We start from the raw sequence: 14,995 nt of genomic DNA on the forward strand, positions 1-14,995 counted from the left end.
CAATACCCAATGGGCGCGCATGGGAACACGGTTTGTCAGGTGTGGTGGCATTGAAATCGATATCCTCTGCGTTGGCTGCGATGGGCATTTTTCCATTGTGAGCCGGTGTCACAAGACATTTCAATCTCAAAGGTAATCTATGAAAACTCTCATCTCTGCAATGGTCGCTGCATTCATGATGGCGTCTGTTCCAGCGTTTGCCGCCAGCCATGCCGGCGGCAAAATGGACGACAAGAAAGTGGATTGCATGAAGGACGAAAACAAAGCCAAGGACGAGTGCAAGAAGAAGTGATTCGCCTGCACGCGAGAAGAGGCCCGCATCAGCGGGCCTCTTTTTTTTGCGGTCATGTCCATGGGCACAAGGTGGCTATTCAAACTGTTGAATCCATCACGCTGCGGGGCACGTACTGGGTAGGCAGACCACTGCAACTACAACCCAGGAGCACCCCCATGAAACTGAAAACCGCATCCATCGCCAGAGGATGTTTGTTGATGGCCGTCGCCAGCGCGGCGATCGCTTCAAGCCACCGCGAAGGCCCGTTCATCACCACCGTGCCGAAGGTGGACGGCACCGACTTTTACATGTTTCGCAGCTACGAAGGCGTGACCGCCAACGGCACCGGCGGACGATCGGACTACGTCACGCTGATCGCCAACTACCAGCCGCTGCAAGGTCCCTACGGTGGCCCCAACTATTTCTCGATGGACCCCAACGCGCTGTATGAAATCCATGTGGACAACAACGGCGACGCGAGGGAAGACATCACCTTCCAGTTCCGCTTCACGAACAAGCTCAACAACGTTGCACTGCCCATCGGCACCCAGAACGTTCAGATCCCCTTGATCCAGGCCGGTGCGGTATCCGCCGTCAACGACCCCAACCTCAACCTCAACGAGAGCTACAGCCTGACCGTGGTGCGCGGCGATCGCCGCAAAGGCAGCTCGACGCTCCTGGCGGCCTCGCTGCCAAAGCCGGTCGATTACATCGGCCAGAAAACGCTGGGTAACGCTGCCGCGTACAAAACGTACGCGGACAAGCACATCAAGGAAGTCAACATCCCAGAATGCAGCATGCCCGTCAAGGTGTTCGTGGGCCAGCGCCAGGAGGGATTCGCGGTCAACCTGGGTCGCATTTTTGACTTGGTCAACGCACCGACCGCCACCTTGCTCAACCCCATGGCGAAAGACGCCGAGGGCATGGGTGGCAACCACTACATCCAGAAGCAGAACATCACATCGCTGGCGCTTGAAGTGCACAAGAGCTGCCTGACCGCAGGCAGCGAGACGGTGATTGGTGGCTGGACCACAGCCAGCCTGCGCCAGGCACGTTTGCTGAACGGCGCGCCTCAGGCTGGCCACCAGGCCAGCGAAAAGTCGGGGGGTGCGTGGACGCAGGTATCGCGCCTGGGCAACCCGCTGGTCAACGAGGTGGTGATCGGTCTGGGCGACAAGGACAAGTTCAACGCGTCGCAGCCCAAGGACGATGGTCAGTTCCTGACCTATGTGAGCAACCCGACCCTGCCCGCCTTGCTGGGCCTGGTGCTTGAGGGCAACGCCGCGGCCGTGGCACCCACCAACCTGCCGCGCACCGACCTGCTCACGACCTTCCTCACCGGCATCACTGGCGTGAACAAACCGGCCAACCCGACGCCCTCGGAAATGTTGCGTCTCAACACCGCTGTGCCGCCGGTACCGGAAGCCAGCCAGAACCGCCTGGGCGTGGCAGGCAACGCGCTCAACCCCGATGTCAACAAGGTCGATGACAACGCGGGCTTCCCCAACGGTCGCCGTCCCAAAGACGACGTGGTCGACATTGCGCTCGTCGCCGTGCTCGGTGGCCTGTGTGTGATCAACGGTGACAACGACGCGCTCAAGCTCAACAGCGTGCCGGGCGTGCCGTCCCTCACGTCGGCCTGCAAGCCCTCCAGCGTGCCGCTGGGTGCCAAATCGGCCGACATCCACGACGCCGTGGACCAGGGTGTCGTGCCTTTCCTGCCCGCGTTCCCGTACCTGAACACGCCCAACCCCGGTTCGTTGAACCTGTGATGCCGTCCACCCACACCAAGGAAACACCATGAGACACCATCTCGCGAAATCGGTGCTGGCGGTGGCTGTGGCCGCTGCGGCACTCGCCGGTTGTGGTGGCGGTGGCGGCGACGCCCCTGCACCAGCCCAACCCGAAGCCGCCAAGCCCTTCATGGGCTCCACGGTGCAGTCCTTGCTGGACTACATGAACCAGCTGATTGCACAGACCAGCGAGACCACCGAACCCGAACCGGTGGACAACACGCCGCTGCCGGTGGACGACACGGTCTGATCCGGCTTCGTTCACCCACCAACAGGGCGGGTCGTCACACGGTGTGTGCCGACCCGCTTTCCATATGAAAACATGGATATCTTTTGCCGCCCTGTGGCTGGCCACGGCCGCGCAGGCGCACGAATTCTGGATGCAGCCCGACCGCTTTTCACTGCCGGTGCGTGGTGAGGTGGAACTCGCTTTGCGTGTGGGCGAAAACTTCACCGGCGACCCGGTCGGCTTCGGTCGACCCATGGCCGAATCGCTGCGCTGGTTCAGCCAGTCCGGCGAGGTGGCCCTCACCGCGCAACTGCCCGACAACCTCAACCAGGACAGCGTGGCGCTGGCCTTCGAGCGACCGGGTGCCCAGCTGGTCGTGCTCGACACCCGCCCCTTCACCATCACGCTCTCGGCCGACACCTTCAATGCCTACCTGCGCGAAGAGGGCCTGGAGCGTGTGATGGCGCAGCGCCAGGCCGCCGGGCAAGACGCCCAGCCCGGGCGCGAGCGCTACCGCCGCCATGTGAAGACCCTGCTGAGCGTGGGCGGCCAGAGCGACGCCAGTTTTGGCGTGCGCGCCGGCCAGACGCTGGAGATCGTGCCGCTGACCGACCCGCAGCGCCTGCAGCCCGGCGGCGCACTGGCGCTGCAGGTACTGTTCAAAGGCCAGCCGCTGCAGGGCGCGCTGGTGAAGGTGTGGAACCAGCGCGGCGCTCAACTCAATGTGCTGCGCACGCGCACCGATGCCGCAGGACGCAGCACCACCACACTGCCTTGGTCCGGCGTGTGGATGGCCAGCGTGGTGCACATGGTGCCCACCACCGACAACCAGGGCTGGGACTGGGACAGCCACTGGGGCAACCTCACGTTCAACATGCCCGAGCGAGGTTTGATGCGCAAGGCGCCTTGAAGGCGCGAAGAGCGTCGAATCCGGTCAGCGCTTTCTCACCGCCAGCAGCTGCACCTGAAACTCCAGCACGCTGTTGGCCGGGATCACGCCGGGAATGCCACGCTCGCCATAGGCCGTGGCCGGGGGGCAGGTCACGTCGGCCGTGTCGCCCACCTTCATTTCCTGCAAGGCTTGTGTCCAGCAGGGCACCACACGGTTGAGCGGAAAGGTGGCGGGCTCACCGCGTTTGAACGAGCTGTCGAACTCTTTGCCGTCGGTCAGCTTGCCGCGGTAGTGCACCTGCACGGTGTCGGTGGCCAGTGGCTTCTCACCGGTGCCGGCCGCGGTCCACTTGAGTGCCACGCCCGATGGAAGAACCTTGTCGGCGGGCAGTGCGCCCGCGGCTTGGGCATGAGCGGATGCGGTGAACGACAGGGTGGCCAGGACGGCGGCGAGTTGGAGGATTTTTTTCATGGGGTGAAGGTGGGGATGAACAGACACAGCGCATGGGTGGGTGGACTGCGTCCGACTGTATCCGCAGCACTGCCGGCCTGGCCCTCATGACCACTGGGGCCCCACGCCCGGCACCCAATCCCGACTACATTAGTCGGATATGAGCGCCACCTCTCCTCTCACCCGTCCCGAAGCCCCGACCACCTCGATCGACAAGCGCAAGATCCGCTTCCTGCTGCTCGAAGGCATCGACCCCTCGGCCACCGCCACGCTGCAAGCGGCCGGCTACAGCCAGATCGAAAACCTCGCAGGCTCACCGTCCGAAGAAGAACTGCGCCGGAAGATCGCCGATGTGCACTTCGTCGGCATCCGCTCGCGCACCCAGCTCACGGCCGAGGTGCTGGCCCATGCGCCCAAGCTGATCGCCATCGGCTGCTTCTGCATCGGCACCAACCAGGTCGACCTGGTGGCGGCGCGCCAGCGCGGCATCGCCGTGTTCAACGCGCCGTTTTCCAACACCCGGTCGGTGGCCGAGCTGGTGCTGGGCGAAGCCATCCTGCTGCTGCGCGGCGTGCCCGAAAAGAGCACGGTGGCGCACCGCGGCGGCTGGCTCAAGACGGCCCGCAACGCCCACGAAATCCGCGGCAAGACGCTGGGCATCGTGGGCTATGGCGCCATCGGATCGCAACTCTCGGTGCTGGCCGAAGCGCTGGGCATGCAGGTGGTTTTTGTCGACGTGCTCAGCAAGCTGCCGCTGGGCAATGCCCGCCAGCTGGCCACCCTGCCCGAGTTGCTCGGCACCGCCGACGTGGTGAGCCTGCACGTGCCCGAGAACGCCAGCACCGAATGGCTGATCGGCGAGCGCGAGATCGCGCAGATGAAGCCCGGCGCGGCGCTCATCAACGCCTCACGCGGCCGCGTCGTGCAGATCGAGCCGCTGGCCGCCGCGCTGCGCGAACACCGCCTGGTCGGGGCTGCCATCGACGTTTTTCCAGAAGAGCCGCAGAGCAACGCCGATCGCTTCGAGTCGCCGTTGCGCGGCCTGGACAACGTGATCCTGACGCCGCACATCGGCGGCTCCACGCTGGAGGCGCAAACCAACATCGGCCACGAGGTGGCGGAAAAGCTGGTCCGGTACAGCGACAACGGCACCACCACCTCGTCGGTCAACTTTCCCGAGGTGGCGCTGCCCTCCCACCCCGGCAAGCGCCGCCTGCTGCACGTGCACCGCAACGTGCCCGGCGTGCTGTCCGCCATCAACCGGGTGTTCGCCGACAACGGCATCAACATCGCCGCGCAGTACCTGCAGACGCGCGAGGACGTGGGTTACGTGGTCATCGACGTTGACGTCGTGCACGCCGACATCGCACTGACCGGATTGGCCGGCGTGACCGGTACCTTGCGCACCCGCGTGCTGTTCTGATGCCAGGCCTGACCATCGGCCCGGATCAGGGCGGCGTGTGCGCGGTGCTCGACGCGCAAGGCTGCCAGGTCGGCAACCTGAAACTCATCGGCGGGCGCTGGAAGTTCAAGGCGGTGGGCCATGACGACCAGGGCCAGGTCATCCCCGGCGGCGGGCCGCTGACCGATCGCCACAACATGGGCTTTGACCGGCTGGACACCACCGAGATCACCCACCGCCTGCTCGGCGATGGTGGTGACGCGCACACCGGGCGCTGACCCTGCGCGTGCTCGGGCACAACACCGGCAGCGGCGCTGTGGCACCGAACGGTCCGGTGAACTGGTGAAGGTCGTGGAGGATCCAGAGCAGCCCGACAACTGCCACCCGCATCTCGATCGCCTCAGGAGATGCAGCGTCCACGCGGAATGCGCGGGTCTGGTGGCTTCTCAATGACGCCTGGGCCAGGGTCATTGCGACGTGCAGGGCGGCTTTTGATGAAGGGAGAGTCAGCTCAAGACTGAACTGAGACATTCGTGCTTGACGTCTCGAAAGACAGGTGCGGTCATCACCGGCCAGTCAACGGCCAGCCTTTATCTGACTGCTGCACCTCCGAGACCAGGCACTCCAAGGGTTGAGACCGCAGCATTCCCGCATATGACCGGTTGAGTGCGAGGCGAACTGGAACTACCGACTTGTTGGCGACATAGGCCGCCCCCGAACTCATCGCCCCGAGAGCCGCCGGTTGTAGATGAGCCGAGGTAACCGAAGGATTCCCCGCACCAGCAGGCGCTCACTGGTGGGCAACAGTCTGGGCGATTGAGGCGCTGCGTGCTGCTTGAGACCCTGCAGGAATAACGCCTCGGGAGCCCATCTTGAAAACCATCGGCCTGATGGCGTCGCCAAGCGCTTCGTCAGCGTCAGGCAGTTGAAGGCGATCCACCGCTATCGGACATCGATCACCAAGGTGCCGGCGGCCTGGGACATCGCGGTGTTGCAGGTACCCTGGAGGAAGCACCGAGTCGGTGCTGTCGTCGGCAGCAACACAAGTCCATACGGCGTTTCAGCCGTGGCTTGCCAGCGTCGGTGCCTGCAGCCTGAGCTGCTCGCCCTTGACCACGGCATAGCATTCGCAGGCTTGATATTCGAGCCTGGCACGGTCCAGCACCGAGATGTGGCCGCGGCGGTAGCGGATCACGCCGGCCTGCTGCAAGCGCCCCGCCACTTCGGTGATGCTTTCTCTACGCACACCCAATGTGTTGGCTACGAGTTCGTGGGTCATCACCAGTTCGCCCGATTGCAGTCGGTCCAGGGCACACAGCAACCAGCGGCAGAACTGCTGTTCGATGGGGTGATGCCGGTTACAGGCAGCGAACTGTGTGATCTGGGCGATGAGCGAGAGGGCGTCTCGCAAAAGCAACCCTCGCAGCGAGCCGGCGCGATCGAAGGCCCGCTGCAACTGGCCCGTCGGCAGTCGGAAAGCACCGCCAGCAACGAGCACGCGGGCTGAACTGGCGGTGGTGTGGCCGCCCATGAAAAGCGCTAGACCCACCATGCCTTCCCTGCCGACAGCGGCTGTCTCTGCCGATGCGCCGGTCGCGGTTACATAGTGCAACGATACGATGGAAGTGGTCGGGAAGATGGCGTGACGCAAAGGGCTGTCAGGTTCATAGATGGACTCGCCCAAGCGCAACGTGATCGGCTCCAGGTGCCTCGCTATGAGGTCAAAGTCCACGACCGGCAACGCGCCCAACAGGTGGTTGAGCCGCGCGCCGTTCAGTTCAGTCTGTGGCAACGAATTCAGCAGGGGCTGCCGAGGCATCAAGGCAGTCATTCAATGGCTGTCCGTCAACACTTCAACACCCACACCTCGGTAACCGATGAAGCGGCAGGTACGGTCAAACATCGGCTGCCCGCTCACGCGGAACTGCTGGCGTGCCCCGTTCGCTTGCTGGCGACTCAGGTGAAAGTCCAGAAAGGGTTCGCGCGCGGCGATGCGTTTGAGCAAGGCCGCGCGCTCTGATTCGTTCCAGACGGCCTGCTGGGCGTCTTGCGGCGTATCGATCAATGCATCCACCTGGATGCCCAACATTTCAAGCACCGGCCCCGACACTTTCGTGAAGGCTCCGGATTCGTCCTGCTCCCAATACCAGTCGGACGCCAGTTCGGTCAGGCTTCGAAAACGCGCTTCGCTGATCCGCAGTTCCTGCGTGCGCTCCAGGACGGTGGCTTCGAGCTGGCTGTTGTGCAGTGCCAACTGGCGGTACAGCAATCGCACTTCGAGCATGTTGCGGATGCGGGTGTGGACCTCGGTCAGGTCCAGCGGCTTGCTGATGAAATCCTTGGCCCCGGCATTCAGCGCAGGCAGTTTGTGCCCTGGCTGCGCCGTCAGCACGATCACCGGAAGGTAAGGGTCGCGCTCGATGGTCTTGAGGGCCTCCATGACTTGAAAGCCGTCCATACCGGGCATCTGCAGATCCAGCAGGATCAGGTCGTAGTCATGCTGGCGGTGCATTGCGCACACTTCAGCAGGCTGCATGGTCGCCATGACATGGCTGTAGCCCGCGTCTGACAGCAGGCGCTGAAGCATGCGCACGTTGACTTCCTGGTCGTCAACGATGAGGACGCGGGCGCCCAGGATTTCACTGGCAGTGATCATGGCTTGTGTACTTTCTATGGGTTGTTTCCCACGGATCTCGGGGTTGCCGCGCTGACCGTGTGTGCTGGCTGCGCAACAAGCGTCCTGGCTGGCGCTTCCTTCGGCCGACCGGCACGGCCCAGGGCCGCTTGCAGCGCTTCGGCGAAGGCTTCGATCTTGATGGGTTTGCTCAAGTAGCGGAAGAACCCCGCCTGAAGGCCTTTGTCGATGTCGTGCCGCATCGCCAGCGCGCTGAGCGCAATGACCGGGATGTGCGCAGTGGCGGCGTCTGCAGCCAGGTGCTCCATTGCTTCCAGCCCGCTCATGCCTGGCAGGTTGATGTCCATCAGCACCACGTCGGGCTGCATTGTGCGTGCCAGTTGCAGGCCGTGCTCTGCGTCGCCAGCCAGCAGCAGGCGCACGTCGGTGCGCTGCGCCAACAGGCGCTGCACCAGCAGCTGGTTGGCGCGATTGTCTTCCACGCACAGCACGGTGCAGGGGCTTCGGCCGGCCGCAGTGGGCCCGGGTGCTGCTGCAACTTGCACCCGGGCAGCGTTGGTCGCGGCAGAGTTCGCTGGCGCCGATGTCTGGGCGCCAGGCGTATCCAGTTCCACCCAGAACACGCTGCCCTGACCGACGACGCTGTGCACGCCAATCTGCCCACCCATCAGTTCCACCAGGCGCTTGCTCAGCGCCAGGCCGATGCCAGTGCCCTCGATCGCCCCAGCCTCCCGCCCCAGGCGCTCAAAGGGCTGGAAGATATGGGTGAGCTGCTCGGGGCTCAGGCCATTGCCGCTGTCTTCAACGCGGATGCAGATGCGGCCCCTCCACGCGGCCTCACAGTGCACCCGCACCGTGCCTCCTTCGCGGTTGTACTTGATGGCATTGCTGAGAAGGTTGACCAAGACCTGCTTGAGACGGGTGCGGTCCACGATGACGAGGCACGCGTCGCCCGGCTGCGCAACGCTCAGGCGTATGCCATGTGCTGCGGCCTGCCCTTCCACCAGCGCCAGGCAGTCGTGCAGCACCTCGGCCAACGGCACCGGCTCCAGCACGCAGGACAGGCGGCCTGATTCGATCAGCGACAGGTCCAGGACTTCTTCGATCAAGCCCAGCAGGTACCAACCCGCTTTGAGGATCTCGTCCACGCTTTCTTCCTGCCGAGGCGTGGGCGGCGGCGTGCCGGACTGCAGCAACTGGGCAAAGCCCAGCACGGCATTCAACGGCGAACGCAGTTCATGGCTCATGTTTGACAGGAAGTCCGACTTTGCCTGGTTCGCGTGTTCGGCGGCAGCCAGAGCATCGATGAGGTCGGCCTCCCTGGCCAGCAGCGCTGCTTCGGTGCGCCGTCGTTCGGTGATGTTGGTGAACAGCACCGCGACGTTGGGGCTGTCCAGTCCGCCCATTTTCATAGCACTGACTTCGAAACAGCGGTTGCCCAGCGACTGAGCCTCGTTCACAAAGTGCACCGACTCCCCCGTGCTTGCCACCTTGCCAAAGGTGGTGAACCAGTGTTCTTCATGCTCAGGCGCGATCTCGCGCATGCGCCGGCCTACGGCGTCTTTTACCCCCGTGAGCTCGGCGAAGGCCGGGTTCACCTCCAGGAAGCAGTAATCCACGGCCTTGTTGGCGTCATCGAAGATCATCTCGAGGCTGCAATAGCCTTGGTCCATGGAATTGAAGAGATTGCGGTAGCGCTCTTCCGATTCAATCAACGTCTGCTGCGCACGACGCATTCCGGTGACGTCGCTGGCGGTGCCGAACCATTCCACGATAGCCCCGTCTTCGTCCAGCACGGGCACCGCGCGCGCGTGTGCCCAGCCCAGTTCGCCATCCACGCGCAGCACGCGGTGTTCCAGCTCGAAGACGCCCTTGGCCTCGATGGCTGTTTCGATCGCGGCCAACAAGCGCGCATGGTCTTGCGGGTGGATGTAGTCCTGCAGCCAGCTGGTCGTTGGTTCGGGGGCATCGGCCACGAAATTGCGGCCGTCGAGTGGGCGCATCTCGCGCCAGTCGGGGCTCATGCGGTAAACCACATCGGCACTGGCCGTGACCAAGGCGCGATAGCGCATTTCGCTGGCCTGGATCGCCACAATGCTCTCTCGCCGCATGCGGGTCATTTGAAGTTGAGCCGCCACACGGGCCAGCAACTCTCTGGCACTGAACGGTTTAACCAGATAGTCGTTGGCCCCTTCCTGCAAGCCCTCAATACGGCTTTCCTCCCCGGCACGGGCAGAAAGCATGATGACCGGCACGCCGCTCATCTGAGGGTCGGCGCGCAAGGCCTGCAACAGCCCGAAGCCGTCGAGCCCGGGCATCATCACGTCGGTCAGGATCAGATCCGGTATCCGCTCGCGTGCCGCCACCAGCGCAGCCGCCCCGTCCTGCACGGCCTCTGTGCGGTAATGCGAGCCGAGCAGACGGACGACGTACTGCCGCATGTCCGCGTTGTCGTCGGCGACCAGCACCAGGGGACGTTTGTCATCGTGCTCATCTGGCGAGGTGGCGGTGTCTGTCGGATCGTCCTGAATCGACGGCAACTCCGTTCCGAGATCAGAGCGCTGTTCGGAGTCGGGAAGCCAGCGGAGAGCTTCCTCGACGAACGGATTCGCCCCTGTCGTGGGCTGCGGGGCAGCAGGCCTGTTACCGACCTGATCCTGGGGCAGATGCTGCGATCCCATCGGAATCGAGATGGTGAACGTCGTACCGCGTCCGACCTCGCTGTCGGCGCTGATCGAGCCACCGTGCAAATTGACCAGCTCTTGCACCAGGGCCAACCCGATGCCGCTCCCCTCGTGCGTGCGTCCGCGCGCGTTTTCGACCCGGTGGAAGCGTTCAAAAAGCCGCGGGATTTCCTCGGCGGGGACGCCCGTGCCCGTGTCGCGGACGCGCAGTTCGACGGCGCGGTCGACCTGTCGCATAGAGACGGCGATTTCCCCTTCAAAGGTGAACTTGAAGGCGTTCGACAGCAGGTTGAGAACGATCTTCTCCCACATGGGGTTATCCACAAACACCCGCTCGCTGAGCGGTGGGCAATCGACGCGAAGTTCCAATCCGGCCTTCTCGCAGGCCGAGCGAAAGTTGCTGGCGAGGTCGGCGGTGAACTCCGCCAGCGCTGTCGGCTCGTAGGCCGCGCGAACCCGACCAGCCTCGATTCTTGAGAAATCCAGCAGGCTGTTCACGAGACGTTGAAGTCGCAGCCCGTTGCGGTGAACGACTTCCAACCGCTCCCGTTCCAACGGTGGCAAATGCCCATCTGGTGCGGCCAGTGCATCTTCGACTGGCCCCAGCATCAAGGTCAGTGGCGTGCGGAACTCATGGCTGACATTGGAAAAGAAGGCGATCTTGGCCTGGTCGAGTTCGGCGAGCGCCTTGGCACGTCGCCGCTCGTCGTCATAGGCCCGGGCATGCGCGACGGCGGTTGTGACGGCGGCAGCGAGCAAATCGTAGAAGCTCCGGTAGGCCTCGTTCATCCTCAGGCGAGAGCTGACCCCCGCAATGAGGATGGCGGCGGGGCGGTCGGCTCCTGGAAGGATGATCGGCAGCGCCAGTGCCGCATTCGGTGGTTCGGGATAGGGGCCAGGCAAAGGCTGGCTGGTCCTTTGGCGCATGTCGTTCATCTGCACTGCCGACCCCGAACGTACAACTTCTTCCAGTGGCCAAGGAGTCTGTTCCTTCATTCCCGAAACTGCCGTGTTCGGGCTGACGGCAGGATCGGCCTGGAGGGCGGTCGCCCCGACCAGCCGGGCTTGATCGCTGTCGGGGTCCCATTCGTAGAGCAGGACAAAAGGCACGTCAAGGTCGTATTGAGCGAGGGCCTGAGCGGACAAGCAGAGCGCTTCGCTGACTGACTTGGCTTGGTTTGTGTGAGCGGTCAGGTCACGCAGCGCCCGTGTGCGCCGCTCGCCGAGCATCTGGGTCGTCATCTCGATGACGGGGTGGAACAGGCCGCCGACCCGCCCGGCCTCGTCCCGGATGGGGCTGAATGAGAACGTGAAGAAGCACTCCTCCACGTACCCGTGCCGCTCAAGGAAAATTTGCTGGCCTTCGAGGAAGGCCGTGTCGCCGGCCAGGGCCGAGTCGTGCGCCTCGCCAATCACCGGCCACGCCTCTTTCCAGCACTCCGAGAAGTTTTGCCCCATGGAGCGAGGATGCTTGTTGCCGCAAATGACCCGGTAGGCATCGTTGTAGAGCTGGACCAGGCCCGGCCCCCAGATGACGCAAATGGGCAGGTCCGAGGCCAGGCAGATGCTGACGGTCGTGCGCAGGCTCTGCGGCCACCCCTCAACCGGTCCCAGCGCGGTCGCTGACCAGTCCATCGACCGTATCAAGTTGCCCATCTCGCCGCCACCCAATAGAAAGGCGAGAGGGTTTCGTTCTGCAGCTAGTTGGTCATTGTGTTTCAAAGGCGCCTTGTAGGTGCGGGATTACGTCATTGCGATACGACGATTCAATTCAATGACAAGGACTTTGGCTCGGGGCATTTGGGTGCCCACTTTGATCGATCAGTGGAGTAGCGAGAGTACGACTCTAGAGGCCAACTTGGCAGCTCAAACAGACCAACCGGCGGATGCGGGGGAGTTCCTCAGAAAGAGGCCAGATCAACAGATGGAAAGCCGCCCAACTCAATCTTGGGAGTGACCCCGCATGGGAGAGACGTCACCCGAAATCGGTGCTTGCGGCGCTGCATCGCGGGACAACCGTTCATACGCACCACGAATCACCGCGTGACATTCACAGCTGTGGAGCCTCAGACCGTCCTTGTCCAACACAGATATCTGTCCACGGCCGTATCGAATCACGCCCGCTTTTTGCAGGCGCATCGCGCCGGCGGTCACGCCCTCACGACGCACACCGAGCATGCTGGCAATGCGCTCTTGTGTAATGTTCAGTTCATCGTCACCTTGACGCTCCAAGTGCACCAACAACCAGCGAGCGAGTTGTTGGTCGAGCGAGTGATGGCGGTTGCATGCCGAGGTCTGCGACATTTGTGAAAACAAGGTGCGGGTGTAGTTGAGCAGGTGGTGCATTACTTGCGCTGATCGCTTGGCATGGTTTGCGATTGCTTGAGCGCTCATGCGGTAGCCGTGCCCGCTGCGCATCACAAGTGACGTGTTTTGAACAGAAAAGGTGCCGCTGGCAGACGTGCCGTCGTTGGAGTTGCTGCTGCCCATGAATGCATCTACGCCCACCACGCCTTCTGGACCTACCGCTGCCACCTCGACGGTCGAGCCATCCAACATGGTCGAAATCAGCGATACAACGGCCGTGGTCGGAAAATAGACATGACGCAAGCTTCCGCCTGATACATGTAGCGTGCTGCCCGCCAGGAGTTCAACCCACTCCAAGTGGGACTCGATGAAACGCCAATCCTCGAAAGGTATGGCAGCAAGTAGTTGGTTTTGCGCACGGTGGGATGAAATGGCCGATGACAAATGCAGGTGATTCTTTTCGATCAATTCATTTTTCCCATATCGCGACGATGTGATGGTTTTCACTATCCGTCGCAGCGTCGACCCAGCCCCGGTCCTCTCGAAATTCGTGACCTCGCGTTCGGCCAGCTCGGGTGGTTTTATTTAGCGCGCACTCGTTCCTCCAAGAAACGACGATATCGTGATCTCTGTCTCGGTCGATGTCTGTTGTGTACGCTACATAGCGCGCAGTTTCCGGCGAGAGAGAGAGATCTGCAACGCCGGTTAACGCGGCACCAGAAAAGCCCTGTGGGGGGAACTTTTAGAGGGTCGTATTGCGGCCGTTGTCCAGCTTCTTGGCCGCGTGAGCTGGGGGATTCAGAAAGGAATCGAAGCGCCGTCTGACGATGGCATAGCACTCGCAGGACGCCTTCTCCATTCCTGCGCGATCTTTCACCTGCATGTTTCCACGGCGGTAGGCGATCAGCCCCTTGTCCTGCATCCCCTGGGCGGCCAGTGAAACCGTCGTGCGGTTGGCCCCCATGAGCTCGGAGAGGAACTGCTGTGTATAGGCCATCACCTCCCCTTCGACCCGGTCGTCCATCATGAGCAGCCAGCGACACATCCTTTCCTCGACGGTATGCAGCGTATTGCAGCCGACCGTCTGCTGGGTCTGGGACAACAGCGTCTCGGAATAACTAACGAAGAGATTCTGCACCTTGCTGCTATTCGAGAACTCCTGTTCAAGAGCAGAGATCGAGCATCGGATGATCGGCCCCGCCAGTTGCACAACGGATCGATTGAAGGAGATACGGGTGTACATGGCCGCAAAGATGCCAAACGCACCCTCACGTCCGATATTGGCGGTCTCGATCGCCGAACCATCCTCCATGACCGTGAGCAATGACAACACGGCCCCTTGCGGGAAGTACGCATGCTCCAGCGTGCCGCCCGCTTCACATACGACATGGCCGAGTTTCAGGTCGACGGGACTCATCGCACGTGCGAGCCGTTGCCTCACGTCATTGTCTAGTGCCCCGAGCAGTTGATTTTCTTTGTGCTTCATGTTTGACCGGCCTAACGGGATGGGTTGTCATGGATGCCGGGGCTTCCTTCGTCTAGGGGCCGCCAGTGACGTTGCCGCCCCTCCGTCTGCTCCATGTTGCGATCGCACCGACACGCGGCAATCCCGCAATTGAGGAGGTACCGCGTCGATCAAAAGTACGCATTCGATCATCGTGATCACAATGTTCTTTGCTGCATGCGACGCCGTCTGTGCGGTAGCGTGCGTTAGCGTGCGGTGCGGTGCGGTTCGGGCCGGCGTCGCGAACCTGCCACACGTTTGGCGGCAGACCGACAGCAACCGGCGTTGCAGGTCGTCCGTTCCCGTAGTACGTGTGCCAAGCACGCTCCAGCTCCGAAACGGTTCGCTATAGGTAGTGCCGACGGCCACGTCGCCTGGGCGGTGCTGGACGGCCCTGAGCAGCAGCACAAGGGAATTCGAAGCTCCGTCGTGACGGATCTGGCCGGACCACACGCGGCTCACTACGCCGATGGGGCGCCCTCCACGAGCTGCGGCAATGCTTGAATCCGCAGCTTGTGGAGCGGTGGCTTATGGCCGACTACAGAAATGCTAGCGGGGTGCGCTTGCCGAAGTAAGAACATCTGAGGTAGGCGCATCCAAGCGCCGGGTCCGCTTCACGCAGAGGGATGCAACGTCTGCAGCACCCCCGATTGCTGACTCTCAAGACTTCTCACTGCAGGGGCTTGAATGACTGCAGCGTGCCAACGACCACGCGCCCACCGCTGCAGCTCCATCGTCTGCAACCGCTGCGGACCTGTCGTATTTCATCACTCAAGGCAAACCAATGAATTGAGAGCGATCTGTCTTTTTTGCCCCGACGGACCT

Annotated in this window: 12 protein-coding genes; 6 read left to right on the plus strand and 6 right to left on the minus strand. The window is 62.7% G+C overall.

Annotation, left to right across the window (positions count from 1 at the left end; translation table 11 throughout):
• Positions 1–139 precede the first annotated feature (139 nt).
• From BSY239_RS22510 to BSY239_RS16260, 4 genes are all read left to right on the plus strand, one after another.
• Positions 140–292: a hypothetical protein gene (locus BSY239_RS22510; protein ID WP_156775510.1), complete on the plus strand. Its 153-nt coding sequence runs from the start codon at positions 140–142 to the stop codon at positions 290–292.
• 158 nt (positions 293–450) lie between these two features.
• Entirely contained in the window at positions 451–2,046 is a 1,596-nt protein-coding gene (locus BSY239_RS16250) for a DUF4331 domain-containing protein (RefSeq protein WP_069047709.1), read from the plus strand.
• Between the two features lie 28 nt (positions 2,047–2,074).
• Positions 2,075–2,317, plus strand: a complete 243-nt coding sequence (locus BSY239_RS16255) for a hypothetical protein (RefSeq protein WP_069047710.1) — start codon at positions 2,075–2,077, stop codon at positions 2,315–2,317.
• A gap of 64 nt (positions 2,318–2,381) precedes the next feature.
• Positions 2,382–3,206, plus strand: coding sequence for a DUF4198 domain-containing protein (locus tag BSY239_RS16260; RefSeq protein WP_069047711.1), 825 nt, complete (start codon positions 2,382–2,384; stop codon positions 3,204–3,206).
• A gap of 24 nt (positions 3,207–3,230) precedes the next feature.
• Here BSY239_RS16260 and BSY239_RS16265 read toward each other — a convergent pair whose 3' ends face one another.
• Positions 3,231–3,659, minus strand: coding sequence for an FKBP-type peptidyl-prolyl cis-trans isomerase (locus BSY239_RS16265; protein ID WP_069047712.1), 429 nt, complete (start codon positions 3,657–3,659; stop codon positions 3,231–3,233).
• Positions 3,660–3,798: 139 nt separating this feature from the next.
• On the opposite strand from BSY239_RS16265, the gene serA reads away from it, so the two are divergent.
• Together serA and BSY239_RS16275 are read left to right on the plus strand one after the other, a co-directional pair.
• Positions 3,799–5,061 carry a phosphoglycerate dehydrogenase gene (gene serA, locus BSY239_RS16270; RefSeq protein ID WP_069047713.1) on the plus strand — a complete coding sequence of 421 codons (1,263 nt, stop codon included), beginning with the start codon at positions 3,799–3,801 and terminating at the stop codon, positions 5,059–5,061.
• Positions 5,061–5,318 carry a hypothetical protein gene (locus tag BSY239_RS16275; protein ID WP_069047714.1) on the plus strand — a complete coding sequence of 86 codons (258 nt, stop codon included), beginning with the start codon at positions 5,061–5,063 and terminating at the stop codon, positions 5,316–5,318. Before serA ends, BSY239_RS16275 begins: the two co-directional genes overlap by 1 nt.
• Before the next feature lie 782 nt (positions 5,319–6,100).
• Here the strand turns inward: BSY239_RS16275 and BSY239_RS16280 are convergent.
• The 5 genes from BSY239_RS16280 to BSY239_RS16300 all read right to left on the minus strand — a co-directional run bounded on the left by BSY239_RS16280 (position 6,101) and on the right by BSY239_RS16300 (position 14,152).
• Entirely contained in the window at positions 6,101–6,871 is a 771-nt protein-coding gene (locus BSY239_RS16280; protein ID WP_083240020.1) for a Crp/Fnr family transcriptional regulator, read from the minus strand.
• A complete protein-coding gene (locus BSY239_RS16285) occupies positions 6,872–7,696 on the minus strand; it encodes a response regulator (RefSeq protein ID WP_069047715.1) in 825 nt (274 codons plus the stop codon).
• 14 nt (positions 7,697–7,710) lie between these two features.
• Complete coding sequence (locus BSY239_RS16290; RefSeq protein ID WP_156775511.1) at positions 7,711–12,081, minus strand: ATP-binding protein; 4,371 nt, start codon at positions 12,079–12,081, stop codon at positions 7,711–7,713.
• A gap of 219 nt (positions 12,082–12,300) precedes the next feature.
• Positions 12,301–13,173, minus strand: coding sequence for a Crp/Fnr family transcriptional regulator (locus BSY239_RS16295; protein ID WP_236944088.1), 873 nt, complete (start codon positions 13,171–13,173; stop codon positions 12,301–12,303).
• Positions 13,174–13,408: 235 nt separating this feature from the next.
• Entirely contained in the window at positions 13,409–14,152 is a 744-nt protein-coding gene (locus BSY239_RS16300; RefSeq protein WP_069047717.1) for a Crp/Fnr family transcriptional regulator, read from the minus strand.
• Positions 14,153–14,995 lie beyond the last annotated feature (843 nt).

The organism is Hydrogenophaga sp. RAC07, from assembly GCF_001713375.1.
Taxonomy (GTDB): Bacteria; Pseudomonadota; Gammaproteobacteria; order Burkholderiales; family Burkholderiaceae_C; genus Hydrogenophaga.

Bases quoted from the DNA above. Each gene is read 5' to 3' on its own strand.
- BSY239_RS22510 (WP_156775510.1), top strand. From the start codon at position 140: ATGAAAACTCTCATCTCTGCAATGGTCGCTGCATTCATGATGGCGTCT.
- BSY239_RS16250 (WP_069047709.1), top strand. From the start codon at position 451: ATGAAACTGAAAACCGCATCCATCGCCAGAGGATGTTTGTTGATGGCC.
- BSY239_RS16255 (WP_069047710.1), top strand. From the start codon at position 2,075: ATGAGACACCATCTCGCGAAATCGGTGCTGGCGGTGGCTGTGGCCGCT.
- BSY239_RS16260 (WP_069047711.1), top strand. From the start codon at position 2,382: ATGAAAACATGGATATCTTTTGCCGCCCTGTGGCTGGCCACGGCCGCG.
- BSY239_RS16265 (WP_069047712.1), bottom strand. From the start codon at position 3,659: ATGAAAAAAATCCTCCAACTCGCCGCCGTCCTGGCCACCCTGTCGTTC.
- serA (WP_069047713.1), top strand. From the start codon at position 3,799: ATGAGCGCCACCTCTCCTCTCACCCGTCCCGAAGCCCCGACCACCTCG.
- BSY239_RS16275 (WP_069047714.1), top strand. From the start codon at position 5,061: ATGCCAGGCCTGACCATCGGCCCGGATCAGGGCGGCGTGTGCGCGGTG.
- BSY239_RS16280 (WP_083240020.1), bottom strand. From the start codon at position 6,871: ATGACTGCCTTGATGCCTCGGCAGCCCCTGCTGAATTCGTTGCCACAG.
- BSY239_RS16285 (WP_069047715.1), bottom strand. From the start codon at position 7,696: ATGATCACTGCCAGTGAAATCCTGGGCGCCCGCGTCCTCATCGTTGAC.
- BSY239_RS16300 (WP_069047717.1), bottom strand. From the start codon at position 14,152: ATGAAGCACAAAGAAAATCAACTGCTCGGGGCACTAGACAATGACGTG.